General features: G+C 60.9%; 15 protein-coding genes. 11 read left to right on the forward strand and 4 right to left on the reverse strand.

Annotated features, from left to right (window positions below; all coding sequences use genetic code 11):
* The first annotated feature begins 1 nt into the window (after position 1).
* A complete protein-coding gene (glf, locus tag FJ527_RS00510) occupies positions 2 to 1,165 on the forward strand; it encodes a UDP-galactopyranose mutase (RefSeq protein WP_140614620.1) in 1,164 nt (387 codons plus the stop codon).
* 34 nt (positions 1,166 to 1,199) lie between these two features.
* Entirely contained in the window at positions 1,200 to 1,721 is a 522-nt protein-coding gene (locus FJ527_RS00515) for a ferritin-like domain-containing protein (protein WP_015316426.1), read from the forward strand.
* 58 nt (positions 1,722 to 1,779) lie between these two features.
* Here the strand turns inward: FJ527_RS00515 and FJ527_RS00520 are convergent, their stop codons facing one another.
* Positions 1,780 to 2,949 carry a beta-glucosidase gene (locus FJ527_RS00520; protein ID WP_181166254.1) on the reverse strand — a complete coding sequence of 390 codons (1,170 nt, stop codon included), beginning with the start codon at positions 2,947 to 2,949 and terminating at the stop codon, positions 1,780 to 1,782.
* A gap of 313 nt (positions 2,950 to 3,262) precedes the next feature.
* Between FJ527_RS00520 and FJ527_RS00525 the strand changes: the two genes are divergently transcribed.
* The 5 genes from FJ527_RS00525 (at position 3,263) to cyoD (ending at position 8,431) form a co-directional block, all read left to right on the forward strand.
* Entirely contained in the window at positions 3,263 to 4,132 is an 870-nt protein-coding gene (locus FJ527_RS00525) for an MBL fold metallo-hydrolase (protein ID WP_140821167.1), read from the forward strand.
* A gap of 180 nt (positions 4,133 to 4,312) precedes the next feature.
* Positions 4,313 to 5,329, forward strand: coding sequence for a ubiquinol oxidase subunit II (gene cyoA, locus FJ527_RS00530; RefSeq protein WP_140821169.1), 1,017 nt, complete (start codon positions 4,313 to 4,315; stop codon positions 5,327 to 5,329).
* Between the two features lie 2 nt (positions 5,330 to 5,331).
* Complete coding sequence (cyoB, locus tag FJ527_RS00535) at positions 5,332 to 7,335, forward strand: cytochrome o ubiquinol oxidase subunit I (RefSeq protein WP_181166270.1); 2,004 nt, start codon at positions 5,332 to 5,334, stop codon at positions 7,333 to 7,335.
* Positions 7,332 to 8,018, forward strand: a complete 687-nt coding sequence (locus FJ527_RS00540; protein WP_140715610.1) for a cytochrome (ubi)quinol oxidase subunit III — start codon at positions 7,332 to 7,334, stop codon at positions 8,016 to 8,018. The genes cyoB and FJ527_RS00540 overlap by 4 nt, the downstream gene beginning before the upstream one ends.
* Entirely contained in the window at positions 8,015 to 8,431 is a 417-nt protein-coding gene (gene cyoD / locus FJ527_RS00545) for a cytochrome o ubiquinol oxidase subunit IV (protein WP_015316420.1), read from the forward strand. The genes FJ527_RS00540 and cyoD overlap by 4 nt, the downstream gene beginning before the upstream one ends.
* Before the next feature lie 279 nt (positions 8,432 to 8,710).
* Here cyoD and FJ527_RS00550 read toward each other — a convergent pair whose 3' ends face one another.
* Positions 8,711 to 12,052 (reverse strand): DEAD/DEAH box helicase, encoded by a 3,342-nt coding sequence (locus tag FJ527_RS00550; protein ID WP_181166255.1) that lies wholly within the window; start codon positions 12,050 to 12,052, stop codon positions 8,711 to 8,713.
* 247 nt (positions 12,053 to 12,299) lie between these two features.
* Positions 12,300 to 12,773: a hypothetical protein gene (locus FJ527_RS29215; protein WP_181166256.1), complete on the reverse strand. Its 474-nt coding sequence runs from the start codon at positions 12,771 to 12,773 to the stop codon at positions 12,300 to 12,302.
* A 16-nt stretch (positions 12,774 to 12,789) separates the two neighbouring features.
* Between FJ527_RS29215 and FJ527_RS00560 the strand changes: the two genes are divergently transcribed.
* The 4 genes from FJ527_RS00560 to FJ527_RS29220 all read left to right on the forward strand — a co-directional run bounded on the left by FJ527_RS00560 (position 12,790) and on the right by FJ527_RS29220 (position 15,098).
* Positions 12,790 to 13,524: a Crp/Fnr family transcriptional regulator gene (locus FJ527_RS00560; protein WP_015316416.1), complete on the forward strand. Its 735-nt coding sequence runs from the start codon at positions 12,790 to 12,792 to the stop codon at positions 13,522 to 13,524.
* Positions 13,525 to 13,543: 19 nt separating this feature from the next.
* A complete protein-coding gene (locus FJ527_RS00565) occupies positions 13,544 to 13,780 on the forward strand; it encodes a hypothetical protein (RefSeq protein WP_140660820.1) in 237 nt (78 codons plus the stop codon).
* Between the two features lie 376 nt (positions 13,781 to 14,156).
* Positions 14,157 to 14,750: a sigma factor-like helix-turn-helix DNA-binding protein gene (locus FJ527_RS00570; protein WP_140790229.1), complete on the forward strand. Its 594-nt coding sequence runs from the start codon at positions 14,157 to 14,159 to the stop codon at positions 14,748 to 14,750.
* 171 nt (positions 14,751 to 14,921) lie between these two features.
* A complete protein-coding gene (locus tag FJ527_RS29220; RefSeq protein WP_157163632.1) occupies positions 14,922 to 15,098 on the forward strand; it encodes a hypothetical protein in 177 nt (58 codons plus the stop codon).
* Between the two features lie 339 nt (positions 15,099 to 15,437).
* On the opposite strand, the gene FJ527_RS00580 is transcribed toward FJ527_RS29220, so the two are convergent.
* A complete protein-coding gene (locus FJ527_RS00580; protein ID WP_015316412.1) occupies positions 15,438 to 15,830 on the reverse strand; it encodes a response regulator in 393 nt (130 codons plus the stop codon).
* Between the last annotated feature and the right edge of the window lie 121 nt (positions 15,831 to 15,951).

The following is a 15,951-nucleotide window of genomic DNA, read 5'->3' on the forward strand; positions in this document are numbered from 1 at the left end:
CATGTTCGACTGGCTGGTCGTCGGGGCGGGTTTTGCCGGCAGCGTGCTTGCCGAAAGGATAGCCTCGCAGCGTCACGAAAGCGTCCTGCTGGTAGATCGTCGCGGCCATGTCGGCGGCAATGCGTATGATTGCTACAATGAAGCCGGCATCCTGATCCACCGCTACGGTCCGCACATCTTCCACACCAACAGCCAGGCGATCGTGGACTACCTGTCGCAGTTCACCGAGTGGCGGTCATACGAGCACAGGGTGTTGGCGGCGGTGGACGGGAAACTCGTTCCCATCCCGATTAATCTCGACACGATCAACAGCCTTTATGGACTGGACCTGACCTCGGCCCAGTTGGAGGAATTCTTCGCGTCGCGACGCGAGACTGTGGAGGACGTTCGCACGGCCGAGGATGTCGTTGTCAGCACGGTGGGCCGCGAGCTCTACGAAAAATTCTTCCGTGGCTACACCAGGAAGCAATGGGGCGTCGATCCCAGTCAACTGAGCAAGTCGGTGACGGCACGAGTGCCGACCAGGACCAACCGTGACGACCGCTATTTCAGCGACAGCTTCCAGAAAATGCCGGCCGGCGGATACACCAGGATGTTTGAACGCATGCTCGACCATCCGAACATCAAGATCATGCTGCAGACCGATTTCCGCGAAATCCGTGAGAAGATCCCGTTCAGGCGGATGATCTATACCGGTCCGATCGACGAATATTTCGGGTGGCAGCTTGGGCATCTTCCCTATCGCTCGCTGCGTTTCGAGCACGTCACCCTGGACCGCGAGCAGTTTCAGCCGGTCGCCGTCGTCAATTATCCGCAGACGCAAGATTACACCCGCATCACCGAGTACAAACATCTGACCGGCCAGCAGAACGCGCGGACCAGCCTGACTTACGAATACCCGACGGATATCGGCGACCCGTACTACCCGGTGCCGCGAGCCGAAAACGAAGCGCTCTACAAGCGCTACGAAGCGCTCTCCGCAACCTGTCCCGACGTGTGGTTTGTCGGCCGCCTGGCAACATACCGCTACTACAACATGGACCAGGTGGTCGGACAGGCTCTGGCCACTTTCGCTCGCATCCAGAAAAGTCTGCCGGAATGGGCGGGCACGGGAAGGACGTCCCTGGCCGGACTGGTGGCGAGTTCTCCCGCACATGGGAGCTGAATTAACCGCGGCAGAAAACAGAAGGAGAATTGCGATGGATACAAACTTCAACTCGGAGAGCCGTTCGATATTCATTGTTGGCTTGCGCAACGCCCATGCCATGGAGAACCAAGCGCTGTCGATCATGAAACCACAGGTCGAGCGTATCGAGAATTATCCTGAGGTGGCTGATCGCTTGCGCCGGCATATTCAAGAGACCGAGGGCCAGATCACTCGGCTCGAGACGGTCCTGGAGGGTCTCGATGAAGAGCACTCGACTCTCAAGGACACGGCCCTGTCGATGGTTGGCAGCATGGCTGCCATGGGACACTCGATGGCAGGCGACGAGATCATCAAGAACAGCCTAGCGAATTTCGCCTTCGAGAACTACGAGATCGCTGCCTACAATTCGCTCCTGGTGCTCGCCGAGGCCGGCGGCTTCCAGGATGCCGAAACGGTCCTCAAGCAAAATCTGAGCGAAGAGGAAGCGATGGCCGATTGGCTTAAGGAAAATCTGAGCGACGTGACCCTGCGGTACGCCAAGTTGCGCGCGGCGGGGGAGACCGCAAAAAGCTGATCCAACGGCCAGGGGCGGCATCCACAACGCCGCCCCCGCCTGGTCGCCGGCCGCTCCTTCAACGCGTCCGGTTTGGTGCGAACAGATCTTGCTGCCGAACCAGTTCGTCCGCGACGGGCTGGCGGAGGCGTCGCGTGCCATCCGCCTGGATGACGGAAAACAATCCCACCTCCGCATGTCGGGAATTATCCCACCCGGGGTAAGCGGTTATCGGATACAGGCAAATACCCTCGATCGGCGCTTCGAGTTTTATCGCCGCACGCACCTCGTCGCAGACATAGTGGAGCCAAGCCGCCCCGCCCGATCCCTCCGAGCCGGTTTCGGCAATGAACATCGGCTTGCCGTATCGATGAGCGACCTCGATCAGCATTTCCGACAGAGCACGGTACTCGTGGTGCCCCATCGGAATGGTCGGTCCATTTATGTACCATTGATTGTGTGGGTAGAAGTTCAGGCCCACGGCGTCGACAACATCCTCGCTGCCGCCCAACTCCGGTTCGACGCGGCCCAGCAACATGTCGTAGGCCTCGAACTGTCCCAGTCGGGCGTTTTCGGCGCGGCGCCGTTCGCCGCGGGTCCGGTCGCGAGGCGCGATGTGGATGAGCGGCTCGGCCCAGACAAATCCGCATGCCGGATCGACCTCCCGCATTGCACGAACACCGGCGATGGCAGCCTTGACGAGGTGCCGCTTGAACCATCCCCGCTTGTTCGGCCCTACGCGCGGGAAATAGCCGACCTCGACGGCCCAGGCGAAGAAGGAGATTTCGTTGATCGGACACAACAGAGGCGATGTTCCGGTTATCGAACGGTACACCCTCACGGCTTCCGCCGCGAACGAGGCATAGGCATCGATGAACTGGATGGACCCCTGATCGACATGATCCGGGGATCCATAATGAAAGATGTCCCAGATGACCTGGACCCCTGCCGATTGGGCTGCCTCGACCATAGGCATCCAACTTGACCAGTCATAGGTTCCGGGAGCGGTTTCGATCAGGTGCCAGCGTAGCCCATCGCGAATGGTGCGCAGGCCGAGTTCGGCGCAGGCCCGGTAATCGCCGAGGGCATGCAAATTATGCGAGGTCGCACGAATAAGGTCGAGGCGGACGCCATCCTTGCGCCGATGCGAGGAGCACTCAAAGCCCGCCATGAAAAAACTGGCAAAGCGCGAAGCTTTCGGAGCCGACTCACCCACTTCGTGCCAGTCCGTGCGTTCCACTTCGTCCATTCGAAGTCTCCTTTGGGCAGTCGGTTTCAAACTCGGCCGCCCTGTTTGGACCGCGAATTGCCTTGGCGAAACGCCGTATCCGATCAGGCAAGCCGCGTCCCATTGCTCAGCTCAGCTGACCCCTCATCCTGCCTGAGCGGGGTAAAGCCGAACCGACTGGCCGAGCCTTTGTTCCGGTGGTCGACCAGCCGCGAGCTGGGTGGCGATTGGCGACATCAGGAACAAGGAGGCTCGAGCCAAGTTCGGGGCGATGTAGCACCGGCGTCGCTTAACTCGACCGGCTGCCCGGCAAACAACAGAGGCACGGGATCACATGACCGTTCAAATTCAACTTTCCGATATCGACCACGCCAGGCGCGAGGATCGTGGCGACGGTGCTTGGAGCATCGCACCGGATCTGGGTTATTTGCGGCTGGCAATCGTCAATGTCGTGTTCTTCGGCGCACCGGGCAGCGGAGACCGGAAATGGGTGCTGATCGATACCGGGTTGCCGACGTCCCGGAGCAGCATCCTTGCTGTGGCGGAGAAGCGCTTCGGGATTGACGCGCGGCCGGCTGCGATCATCTTGACGCACGGCCATTTCGACCATGTGGGAACGGTTCTGGACCTGGCGACTACGTGGGACGTGCCTGTCTTCGCGCACCCGCTCGAGCGCCCCTATTTGGACGGGACCACATCCTATCCGCCGCCGGACCCCTGGGTCGGGGGTGGACTGATGGCGCTGCTCTCGCCGCTATTTCCACGCGGGCCGATCGATCTTGGCAACCGTCTGGAACTCTTGCCGGCCGACGGTTCGATCCCCGGAATGCCCGGATGGCAGTGGCTGCACACGCCAGGACACGCCCCGGGGCATATCTCGCTCTGGCGCGAGGAGGACCGCTCGCTGATCGTAGGGGACGCTTTCATCACCACAGGCCAGGAGTCGGTCTATGAGGTCGCCGTTCAGGATCTCGAGATGCACGGTCCGCCACGCTATTTCACGCCGGACTGGGATGCGGCGGAAAGATCGGTGAAGCGCCTGGCCGCGCTGAAGCCGCAGATGGTCATCAGTGGACATGGGGCGGCGGCGGCTGGCATGGGCATGCGTCAAGCTCTTGACAGCCTGGCTGATCGGTTCACGGAGTTTGCCGTGCCGCCGAAGATGAAATTCGTGCGCGAGCCGGCGACGGTTCCAAATAGCTGAGCCTGTCCGAGCGCAGCGCTCTGCTGCTGCTCTCAAGATTGTCAAAAACGCGCCGGCTTTGCCGCTCGGGCGGCCCAAGACGGAGGCGGCGGAACAAACGCCACGGGCGCCAGTTAGGGCGTTCGTTGGGCGGCAGGCGACACCAGGCGTTTCTCGAATTCTGCGTCAGGGAAGACTTAGATGGAAAACGCGAAGAACGCGTGCCCTCACGACGCGTCCTCCCCGAGATGCGTGGCGCAGCCACTGTTATTGCCACCCACCTTCAAGCCGGCGCGTTCGCTGCTCTGGATACCCGCAGCCGCATTCTTGCCCGGCTGCGCGGGGGGCGTGCTCGACCCGCAAGGGCCAATTGGCGCGGGCAATCGCACGATCCTTTTGAACTCGCTGGCGGTGATGCTGGTGATCGTCATTCCGACGCTGATCGCACTGCTGGCCTTCGCCTGGAATTTCCGCGCCTCGAACAGCAATGCCCGCTACGACCCGGAATTCACCTATTCCGGTCGGATCGAGTTGATCGTCTGGTCGATTCCGACGCTCACCATCCTCTTCCTTGGCGGACTGATCTATTACGGTTCCTATCACCTTGATCCGCGCAAACCGATCGCCTCGGCGCGGCCACCGCTCGACATCCAAGTGGTGGCGCTCGATTGGAAATGGCTGTTCCTCTATCCCGAGCAGGGTGTTGGGGCGGTCAACCAGCTGGTCATCCCGGCCGGCGTTCCCGTGCGTTTCAAGCTGACCTCGGCCAGCGTGATGAACACGTTCTTCGTGCCTCAGCTTGGCAGCATGGTCTATGTCATGAACGGCATGCAGACCGAGTTGCATCTGCAGGCCGACCGCGAGGGCAGCTATTTCGGTCAGTCGGCGCATTTCAGCGGCGACGGCTTCTCGGACATGAACTTCAGCGTGACCGCGGTTTCGCCTGATGCGTTCACCCGCTGGACGTCATCGTTGCGTGGCGGCGGCGGCGTGCTCAACGCCGACGCTTACCGCGAGCTCACCCGGCAAAGCACAAACCTGCCGCCGGCTTCGTTCGGCCACGTGCAGCCCGGGCTGTTCGAAGCGGTTGTTCAGCAGACGCTGCCGCCCGGCCCCGGCCCCGCTGAAAGTGCCGGCAGCGGTGAGCCACAGGTCAGTCCGAAGGCGTTACGAGCGGCGGCCATGGCGCACCACCAGCAGGCAGAAGGGGGAGAATGACGATGCTCGGCAAGCTCGATTGGTCGGCGATTCCGTTCGACCAACCTATCCCCCTCGCTGCGGCCTTCGCGGTGTTCCTCGCCGCGGCAGCGGTGCTCTGCTGGATAAGTCTCAAGGGATATTGGCCCTATCTGTGGAGCGAGTGGATAACTTCGGTCGACCACAAACGCATCGGCGTGATGTACATCGTGCTCGCGATGCTCATGCTTTTGCGTGGCTTCATCGATGCCATCATGATGCGCACGCAACAGGTGCTGGCCATCCACGGTCCAGGCTATCTTCCGCCCGAGCATTACGACCAGATCTTTTCGGCGCACGGCACGATCATGATCTTCTTCGCGGCAATGCCCTTCATCATCGGACTGATGAATTTCGTCGTGCCACTGCAGCTTGGCATCCGCGATGTCGCCTTTCCGACACTCAACTCGGTCAGCTTCTGGTTGACGGCTACCGGAGCCCTGCTGGTCAACATCTCGCTTGTCATCGGCGAGTTCGCGCGCACCGGCTGGTTGCCCTATGCACCCTTGTCGGAAACCACCTACTCGCCGGGCGTCGGTGTCGACTACTATCTGTGGTCGATCCAGATCTCCGGCGTCGGCACGCTGCTGACCGGCGTGAACCTGGTGACGACCATCCTCAAGATGCGTGCGCCGGGAATGGGGTACCTGCGCATGCCGATGTTCTGCTGGACATCGCTGGCATCCAACCTGCTCATCGTCGCGGCCTTCCCGATCCTCACCGCCACGCTCGCGATGCTGACGCTGGACCGCTATCTCGGCTTCCATTTCTTCACCAACGAAGCCGGCGGAAATCAGATGATGTTCGTCAACCTGATCTGGGCCTGGGGCCATCCCGAGGTTTACATCCTGGTGCTTCCAGCCTTCGGGATTTTTTCCGAGATCTTCTCGACCTTCTCGTCAAAGCCGCTGTTCGGATATCGTTCGATGGTCGCGGCGACGATGTTCATCTGCATCGTCTCGTTCATGGTCTGGCTGCACCATTTCTTCACCATGGGCGCCGGTGCCGACGTCAATGCCGCGTTTGGCATCGCCACCTCGGTCATCGCCGTCGGCACCGGCGTAAAAATCTACAATTGGCTCTTTACCATGTATGGCGGGCGCGTTCGCTTCGACACGCCCATGCTTTGGGCACTGGCTTTCGTCACCACCTTCACCGTCGGCGGCATGACCGGCGTTCTGCTAGCCGTCCCGCCCGCCGACTTCGTGCTGCACAACTCGCTTTTCCTCGTGGCACATTTCCACAACGTCATCATCTCGGGCGTGCTGTTCGGCGCCTTCGCCGGCTTCACCTACTGGTTCCCCAAGGCATTCGGCTTCCGGTTGCACGAAGGTTGGGGGAAGGCGGCGTTTTGGGTCACCTTGGTCGGCTACATGCTGGTCTTCGTGCCCCTCTATATCGTCGGCCTGCTTGGCATGACGCGGCGCCTTCAGCACATCGACATGGATCTTTGGGCACCGTGGCTGGTGGTGGCCGCGTTCGGCGTGCTGGTGATGATCATCGGCGCCGCACTGCAGATCATGCAGCTGGTGGTTTCGATCCGGCAGCGCGACAAGCTTCGCGACGAGACCGGCGACCCGTGGGACGGGCGTTCGCTGGAATGGTCGACATCCTCCCCTCCGCCCGCCTTCAACTTTGCGTGGCTGCCGCACGTCGAGAACGAAGAACCCTACTGGAGCATCAAGCAGCGGGGGATCGAGGAGCAGGGCGCGGGGACGGAGGCCGCGTACGAGCCTATCGAGATGCCGCGCAACAGCCCGACGGGCTTCGTCACCGCTTTTTTCAGCACGCTGATCGGCTTCGCGCTGATCTGGCACATTTGGTGGCTGGCGATCGTCGGCTTCATCGGCGCCTACGCCACCTTCGTCGTCTTCGCCTGGCGCGATCATGGCGACTACGAGATCCCCGCCGATGAGGTCGCGCGAATAGACCGAAACGGCCGAGCCGCGCGGCTTGCCTTCCTGCGCAGCTGGGAACGTCCGGTATGAGCGATCACGCCTTCACCAGCGACATCAGCGCCGACGGCCAGACACGCGACCAATACCGGGTCAATCGCACCGGCAGCCATGGTGCAAGATCCGCGACGGGCCACGGACAGGGCGGCCCAGCGTCGAAGTTCGTCACCGTTGCCTACGGGTTCTGGATCTTTCTGCTGTCCGACATCATCATGTTCTCGGCCTTCTTCGCCGCCTATGCCGTGCTCGCCAAGGCAACCGCCGACGGGCCGGCCGGCAAGGATCTGTTCGAGCCCACGCGCGTTGCGGTGCAAACGGGCCTTCTGCTCAGTTCGAGCTTCACCGGCGGCTTGGCAACGCTCGCGAGCCACCGCAGATCGATGGCTGCCACCCAGTTCTGGCTGCTGGTTACCGGCCTGCTCGGGGCAGCCTTCCTGCTCCTGGAGGTGCAGGAGTTCGCGGCGATGGCCGGCGAGCAGGCAGGCCCGTCTCGCAGCGCATTTCTTTCGGCCTTCTTTGCGCTCGTTGGTTGCCACGGGACCCACGTCGCCCTCGGCCTGCTCTGGCTCGGCACCATGATGGCGCAGCTGTGGGTCAAGGGTTTTCGGTCCGATATTTTGCGGCGGCTCCACTGCTTCGGGCTCTTCTGGCACGCGCTCGACATCATCTGGGTTGCCATCTTCACCCTGGTTTACCTGTTAGGAGCATCGCCATGACCGAGATCGGGGGCGAGAGCGGGACAGGCGAGACGCCAGACCGCCGCGATTCAGCACCGGGCGAGGAACGCATAACCGAGCACGAAATGGCGGGGGGCCTCTCTGGCTACCTGCTTGGCTTCGGCCTGGCCATCCTGCTGACGATCGCTTCGTTCCTGGCGGCTCAGACCAACCTGATCTACCAGCCGGCGGTAATTTCGGCCCTGGTGGTGCTCGCTGTCGCGCAGATGGGCGTGCATCTTGTCTTCTTTCTCCACCTGACGACCGGACGGGACAACACCAACAACGTCCTGGCCCTGGCCTTCGGCGTGCTGATCGTGGCGCTGGTGGTTCTGGGCTCAGTCTGGATCATGGCCCATCTGGATCAGAATATGGCTGCCATGACCGCCCATCAAGCCGGAGTGATGCCTTGAGCGAACCGCACGCCGGACACGGTATTAGCTGACTTTCGCTCGCCTCGTCACGCGTCTCAGGCGGGAACTTTGGTTCGGGCAGCAAGTTCGGACGCCATCGGAGACAACAGGCTCGCGGTAGATGGGCGCCCAGATCAATCACTTCGTCAAGGATATCCTCATCGAGGTCGCCGAAATGCTCCGGCCGTGACTCAAAGGGAAAGAACGCCGGCTGACGAACTGCCCATCGAAGCGCCGGACTTTCCCCACGATCTGGAACCGGTGATCCGAGCGAACCCATCATGGGCGGCGCCGCGCCGGCCGGGCCGCACGCAAGGCACCGAGCACCGAGCGGACGGCATCGATACCTGAGCCGCGAGACTGGATCGGGGGCCTGAAAATCAGCCGGCCGTTGCGGAACTCGAAGCCCTGTGCGTTTTTAAAGCGCCATTTTGATGCCACCGGCTTCTTGCGGAAGGTAATCGCGATCCCTTCTGGTCCCACATCGACTTTGCTGATGCCCAGGTCCGCCGCGGCTATGCGCAACCTGGTCAGTTCCAGTAAATCCGCCACTTCGCCGGGCATGTCTCCAAAGCGGTCCTCAAGCTCTTCGCCGAATGCATCGAGGTCCGTCTCGGCAGCTAAACGAGACAGCCTCGCATAGAGGCTGACGCGCACCGTCGGCTCGTTGACGTAACTTTCGGGAAAGGCCCCTTTTCCGGCGCCGTTGATGTCGGCAAGCTGCTTGTCGGTATCGGCCCCTCCCGCAGCCAGCGAGACCGCCCGCTGCAGAAAATGTTGGTAAAGGCCTGCTCCGATCAGCTTCATGTGTCCGGCTTGATCTTCGCCGAAAAGGTCTCCTGCCCCGCGCAGGTCGAGGTCCCTTTGGCTGATCGCAAGGCCGGAGCCAAGCCGATCGAGCGCAATCATGGTCGAAAGTCGGGCTCTTGTGCCTTCGGCCAGTTCGACGCCAGGCTCGGTCAGAAGAAGAGCAATAGCCTGCACCGCCCCCCTTCCGACCCGGCCGCGAAGCTGGTGCAGCTGTGCCAGACCGAACCTGTCCGCTCGCCAGATCAGTATGGTGTTGGCCCGCGGCACGTCGAGGCCGCTCTCGATGATGTCGGTGCTCAACAGGACGTCGCCGTCACCGTTAGCGAACCCGACCATGATGTCGTCCAGTTGTCTCCCTTTCATTTCGCCATGCGCCGTCTTGACCGCGAGTTCCGGCACCAGTCTGTTTAGCTGCAGGCGAACCGGATCGATGTCTTCGATGCGCGGAACCACCAGGAAGCTCTGTCCGCCCCGACGAAACTCGCGCAAAAGGGCGGCTCTTGCCGAAGCTGGATCGAAGGGCGCCAGGATGGTGCGAACGGGACGTCTTTTGGCGGGCGGAGAGTTGAGGACGCTGACCTCCTGGACGCCTGACATCGCCGATTGCAGCGTCCGCGGTATCGGCGTGGCGCTCATGCTCAGCGTATGAAGGCGGGGCGCCATGTTCCGCAGCGCCTGCTTCAGCTTGACACCGAACCGGTGCTCCTCGTCGATCACCAGCAGCCCGAGATTGGCGAAGCTGACGCTCTTGGCCGCCAGGGCCTGGGTACCCACAACCACCGCGACCTGACCGCTCCGCAGCCGCTCCTTCACCGCTCTCGCCTCCGCCGCTCCGACCATTCTCGAGAGGTGGGCGACGTCGAGGCCGGTTCCCGCAAATCTTCTGCTGAACGTCTCGTAGTGCTGACGTGCCAACACCGTTGTTGGCGCTATCACCGCCACCTGCTTCCCGCAGAGGGCCGCGGCGGCGCAGGCCCGCAGGGCCACCTCTGTCTTGCCGAAGCCGACGTCGCCGCAGACAAGGCGATTCATTGTTCTCCCCGACGACAGGTCGCCGAGTACGTCGCTAATGGCGGCAGCCTGGTCGGGAGTCTCGGTATAAGGAAACCGCGCCGCGAATCGGGCAAGGTCGGCGCGAGAGGGTTTTATGATCGCGGCAGGCCGGCTGGACCTGGCATTGGCAAGGTCCCTCAAGCGCTTGGCCAGCCTGTCGATATCGCGCAGCGCCGCCTTGCGTCGGTTGAGCCACCCATCGCTGTTCAAGCGATCGAGCGGCACTGCACCGGGTTCCGACCCGTAGCGCCATATCCGCCCAAACTCACCGACCGGAACCAGCAAGGAAGCTCCGTCCTGATATTCCAGCCTGGCGACATCCTGCTGCTCACCGGCCAACTCGACCTGTTCGACCGCCACCAACATGGCCAGGCCATGGTCCTCATGGACGACGACGTCGCCGATGCGCAACTCGGGTTCGAGTATGCTGGTGGCCGCGCCGCCATTTGCTTTCACGGCGTGGCCAAACAGGTCGGCCGCGGCCACCACCGCGATTCCTGATTGCTCGTCGACAAACCCTTCGTCGAGAACGATCTCGGCCTTGAGAAGAGAGCCCCTTGGGGCCGAACGGATCCGCGGCCAGTCAGCCACTTCCCCCATTCGCCGACCAAGCTTCCGATCGAGCAGACGATCGGCTCGCTGCAGTTCGGAGGTTTCGCCCGCGAATGCCACGGTGACACCCAACCTTGTCTGCCTTTCCACAAATTCGGCGAACTGATGCCCGGATCGCACCTGCTGGAAGAATTTGGGAACTCGCGCGGCAGAAACGGCGAGACTCGTGCCGTGGCGTTTACGGACTGCGACGTCCCATTCTTGACGCGACAGGTAAAACTGTTCCGGCAAGGGTTTGGCGGGCGCGGCAACCTCCTGCCTCGCACCACGAGCATCTTCGATCAGGCCCAGGAAGCGGTCGAGCGGCGCGCCTTCGAGACCTTCCGCGATGGAGACACAGGCGCCGGATGCCACATCGAAGACCGACGGCATGCTGCCGTACAACGCGACGAGGCGTTCTTCCATCGACGTCGCGCGCATCGCTGCCAACTCAGGATGATCCCCCGTTGCGAAAATCAACTCGGATGCTGGCCCAACCGTGACCGACTCGCGCGAGTGTTCGCTAAGCTGGCTGATGGGGTCATAGGTCTTGAGTTCCCGGATGCAGCTATCTGGACCGATGACGACACGAACCGGGTGATCGGCGCCAGCAGGGAATATGTCCATGAGGTCGCCCCGAAAAGCTATCTCGCCCGGTTCGTCGACCCTTTCATCGACACCGTATCCAATCGCCTCGGCTCTCGTTCGGAAACCATCCGGGTCGAACTTTTGTCCGAGTTCCAGAATTGTAAAACCGCCAGCAATGACTGGTGCGGGCGGCACCCGCTGGAGCGTGGTCTCGATCGACAGAACCACGATGCGCGGACGTTTTGGCTCGCTTGCGATCTCACGCAGAGCGCGAAGCCTCCGCCCCATATTGGCGCGTGTCGGCCATACCCTGTCGTAAGGCAGGCAATCCCAGGACGGCAGGAAGATGACGTCCGCGCTCGGCAGAAACTGACGCAAAGCCGCAGCGGTCTCTTCGGCACTGCGTTCCGAGGCGGCTATATGGACAATATGCTTGTTTGGACCGCTCTCAAGGGAGTCGGCCAGCGCCGCCGCGATTGCGGCGGAAGGCGAGGCGCCCTGGTCTCTCGCGAGGTCCCCGTCATTCGACGGGTGATCCATTTCTTCGATGATTTCCGTCCGCGAAATGGGTCTGTTCACTGAGGTCTCACCTTGCCATCGTCGGAGAACGTCAGTGGAACCACCCCGTTCCTTGGGGGCGGATAAAGTGTTGCAGGCAGTGGCAGCGCGCGCGGTCTTGCGTTCTATGGAGCAACGCGCCAACGATGCGGCTCTCGATGAGCCGCTTCTGTTGGCAGCGGTCACCGCCGCCGACGATGGCCGTTTAGCCGGCCATGCTTCCAGAGTCTCCACAAGGACTTTGAACGAGCTCGTGATGGCGCGGGCGCTACGTGTCAGCCTTGCCGACCAGCGGGCTAGAATGGCCGCCTTGCTCGGAGACCTGGTTAGAATTCGTTTGGAAATCAGAGACGCCGCCGCCGTCCACGCTCATATAAGAGGCACCGTGGGCCTGTGGCTTCAGGAGCTTCGCTTCCCGGACCAAGGACGACCAATTGAGCCCTAGGAGGGCTATCAGTTCGCGGGCGTCTTTTTCGCTGACGCTGGTTTCCTTGATCAGGCGATCAATGAAAGCTGTCTTAGGCTCATCCATGGCGAACTCCCCGAAGAGTCCGACGTAACCGCGAATGCCTACCCTACGTTCCGGCGGAGCTGCGTTAGGTATGAAAACGTACAAAGCCGTGGGTGCGTTTGTTCCATGGGCTGCGGTTTTGATCGCGCCTTTGGCAAACCAGGTTCTGCTCATTCGGATTTCACCGCCATCCGGAACTTTTGGCTGGGATAAAAGTTCGGTGGGCAACATCAGCTAGGTAGCCATTTTGTCCCCCTCTTCGTCCTCGGATGTACTTATCCGCAAGCTTCAGACCATCTCGGACATTCGAGAAGCCGAAATCGCGGTTTTGAAAAGCATACCGATTCAGGAGAAAGATTTTTCGGCCAACCACGACCTGGTGCGTGAGGGTGACCATCCTGTTTACTCGTTTGTCGTCCTGGACGGTTTGGTCGGGTCCACCAAATACACAAGCGAAGGAAAGCGACAGATCACGTCTTTCTTCGTGGCCGGGGACATTCCCGATCTGCACGGGCTGCATCTGTCGGTCATGGATTGTAATTTCTCGACCATGACGCCGGCCCGAGTGGGCTTCATGCGACACGATGTTCTACGCAGCATCTGTGACCAGCACCCTCGCATCGCCACCGCTTTCTGGCGGTCGACGCTGATCGACGCCGCGATGTACAGGGAGTGGGTCACCAACGTTGGAAGACGTGAGGCTTACACCCGCATGGCTCACATTTTGTGCGAACTCATATTTCGCTTGCGGGCGGTCGGACGCATTCAGGATCACATTGCGGATATTCCCATAACCCAAGCCGCACTTGGCGACGCATTGGGTTTGTCGACGGTCCACGTCAACCGAATGCTTCAGGAACTACGACGTGAAGGCCTGATCGCCACCACGGGGTCGAGAATGCATGCAATCGACTGGCCCGGCCTCACTCACGCAGGGGATTTCGACACGACTTACCTGCATCAAAAGAACCCGGCAGATTAGTGGTGACGGAAGCTCTCCCATGGCACGATTTTTCTTTGACACCGGCGATCGCGATTTGGTCTTGCAGGATGAGATAGGTGTCGAATGCACTGGCCTGGAAGAGGTGCGCCGAGTCGGATTCGAAGGCCTTATCGATCTTACGAGAGACGCATTGAAAAGCGTCGACGGACAGAAATTGTTTGTCGAGGTGCGTGATGAAAATGGCGACAAGGTTCTGCGGCTAAGCCTCTCGCTTCAGATCAAATTGATGAGATGAATTCGGCCGATTTTCGCGCCATTATCGGATCAGCCCCCCACCCAACCAGCTTCAACATGGCCATCGGACTGCATCGAGCGAGAACTCTCGAAGGGCCGCGAGCCATAGATCACTCAGTGCTCGGTCATGGAGTAGATCCATGAATGCAAGTGGGTGGGCGCTTTAATCTATGTAAGTGCGCCTAGTCGGCGACCGGATTAATTGGGTCTGTGCGTGCCGGGGGACAATGCACCCTTGCTCGCACGCAGGACCCTGCTGATGACGGGCCCGAGTATCAGCCTGGAGCAAAACATGACAATTGTCGCTTCTTGGACCCTTCACCCCACCAGATCAGACCGACACGAAAGAGGTCCCATGTCTCTGGAGGATCGGTGTGATGGCTGAACACCGTCGCAAGCTCGAAGCTTCCGATCCGGCGCTTGTGGAGCAGACACAGCCCGTTACCTACCCTGGCGGCTCGTCCTTGCCAGGTTCTGGCGAACAGACGAACCTGGTCGACCTTGTTCCCGCATTGCGGGCATTCGCACGGTCGCTCAGCGGCAGCATCGACGAAGCTGACAATCTTGTTCGAGAAACATTGGTCAAAGGGATTGCAGATCTCGATGGTCTTGATGGAAGCCGGGTAAAGCCCTGGATCTTCGCCACCATGCGCAGGGCTTCCTTGGCCAGGCTTGAAGGCACAGCCCCCCAGGCTCGAGGGTCGGCGAGTTGCTTGTCGGAACCTTTTGCCACCGACACACAGGAACAGATGGAAGCCGGCCCCAGGGTAGCGCGTGCCATTGACCTCCTGGCGGATCCGGAGCGGCAGGCCATCGTTCTGGTTTGCATGCTCGGACTGTCCTATGAAGACGCCGCCGACATCTGCGATTGCGACACAGCCACCATCAAGGGCCGGATACAGGATGCGAGGACAAGAATGGCTGTCCTGTCGGGCGTCCCGGCGGAAGCCACGCCTGAAAAATCGAATTGACGGTGAGCAAAGCGGCCGTGTTCAAGGCAAAAAATTCGGGATGCCTTTCAGGCAGCCACACATCGCTTGCCTTGAGGTGGCCCATAGCTCAACCGCCGGTTTGTTATCCATGACAGGGAACCATGAGGGGATCCGCCGAGTTCGACCCTCGGACAAGCTCGGGTTCCCAACATGGAAGAAATCGGCAAGGCGCAACAGAAGGCCATAGCCCGTCTCATACGTCAGTGGATTGCATCGGACGCCAGTCGTCGCCAGCTTCGCCAGTTGCTGGACTTACCGACAGACGCTGACATGCCGCGCGAGCATCGGTCATTGCTCGACGAACTCGACCGAAAGCTCGACGAATAAGTGCATGCTTGCCGAGACACGGACGCTCAGTCGTCATCTTCCCAGCGGCTGCCGGGACAGCTGTTCAAGCTCGTTCTCGTCCGTGATCCCGGCTTGGTAGTAAGCAAGGATGCGCGATGCGCGCCGTTCTCTCTCGGCTTCAGTCTCGTTCTTGAGATTGCTGCGTGCAAGGACACGGCTCAGTACGGCAAGTTCCGATGGGGTATAGGCATCCCTATGCATTTCATCCCGCCCATGCACTGCAAGAAACCTACAATAAGGATTCTCCGGCGCGCCCTAACGCTGGTCGGGACAGAATGTTCCATGGGTTTTCGTGGAAGGAGAAAAAGCTTATCAGCGCTAGATGTGAGTTTCTGGGGCTTGCCGAGCGTTTAAAAGCTGCGAAACGGCGGTTATGATTTGCGGCAGAAAGAAGGGCTTGGTGATCATAATGCTGTTGGGCACTCCTTCCGCTCCCCAGTGTACCGCGCTGTCGCCGCTCATATAGACAACTGGGATGGTCGAGTTGGACCTACGCAAATGCCGGGCGATCTCCCACCCGGATTGTCCCGGCCCCAAACGGATGTCGGTGAGCACGGCCTTGAACCTGGTGGGATCGGGGTCGAAGGCCGCCAGCGCCTCGGCAGCATTTCGAACGCCGACGACCTGAAAGCCAGCCTCCTCCAAAGCTGACTCGAGGTCGAGCAGTATCATCGTCTCGTCTTCGACGATCAGAACAACGCCATCGCTCATCCGGGATATCCCCAAGTCGCCACCGCTACTACGATCTCGGCGTCAACTTGGTTCCATATGACACGCATCGGCCTGTTGTCACCGCGACCTCGCGGCGGAGTCATGAGAAGCCCGCCTCGGA

The sequence above is a fragment of the Mesorhizobium sp. B2-4-18 genome, assembly GCF_006441385.1.
GTDB classification, from domain to species: domain Bacteria; phylum Pseudomonadota; class Alphaproteobacteria; order Rhizobiales; family Rhizobiaceae; genus Mesorhizobium; species Mesorhizobium australicum.

Bases quoted from the DNA above. Each gene is read 5' to 3' on its own strand.
- FJ527_RS00525 (WP_140821167.1), top strand. From the start codon at position 3,263: ATGACCGTTCAAATTCAACTTTCCGATATCGACCACGCCAGGCGCGAG.
- cyoB (WP_181166270.1), top strand. From the start codon at position 5,332: ATGCTCGGCAAGCTCGATTGGTCGGCGATTCCGTTCGACCAACCTATC.
- cyoD (WP_015316420.1), top strand. From the start codon at position 8,015: ATGACCGAGATCGGGGGCGAGAGCGGGACAGGCGAGACGCCAGACCGC.
- FJ527_RS29220 (WP_157163632.1), top strand. From the start codon at position 14,922: ATGGAAGAAATCGGCAAGGCGCAACAGAAGGCCATAGCCCGTCTCATA.
- FJ527_RS00540 (WP_140715610.1), top strand. From the start codon at position 7,332: ATGAGCGATCACGCCTTCACCAGCGACATCAGCGCCGACGGCCAGACA.
- glf (WP_140614620.1), top strand. From the start codon at position 2: ATGTTCGACTGGCTGGTCGTCGGGGCGGGTTTTGCCGGCAGCGTGCTT.
- cyoA (WP_140821169.1), top strand. From the start codon at position 4,313: ATGGAAAACGCGAAGAACGCGTGCCCTCACGACGCGTCCTCCCCGAGA.
- FJ527_RS00565 (WP_140660820.1), top strand. From the start codon at position 13,544: ATGGCACGATTTTTCTTTGACACCGGCGATCGCGATTTGGTCTTGCAG.
- FJ527_RS00520 (WP_181166254.1), bottom strand. From the start codon at position 2,949: ATGGACGAAGTGGAACGCACGGACTGGCACGAAGTGGGTGAGTCGGCT.
- FJ527_RS00515 (WP_015316426.1), top strand. From the start codon at position 1,200: ATGGATACAAACTTCAACTCGGAGAGCCGTTCGATATTCATTGTTGGC.
- FJ527_RS00570 (WP_140790229.1), top strand. From the start codon at position 14,157: ATGGCTGAACACCGTCGCAAGCTCGAAGCTTCCGATCCGGCGCTTGTG.
- FJ527_RS00580 (WP_015316412.1), bottom strand. From the start codon at position 15,830: ATGAGCGATGGCGTTGTTCTGATCGTCGAAGACGAGACGATGATACTG.
- FJ527_RS29215 (WP_181166256.1), bottom strand. From the start codon at position 12,773: ATGTTGCCCACCGAACTTTTATCCCAGCCAAAAGTTCCGGATGGCGGT.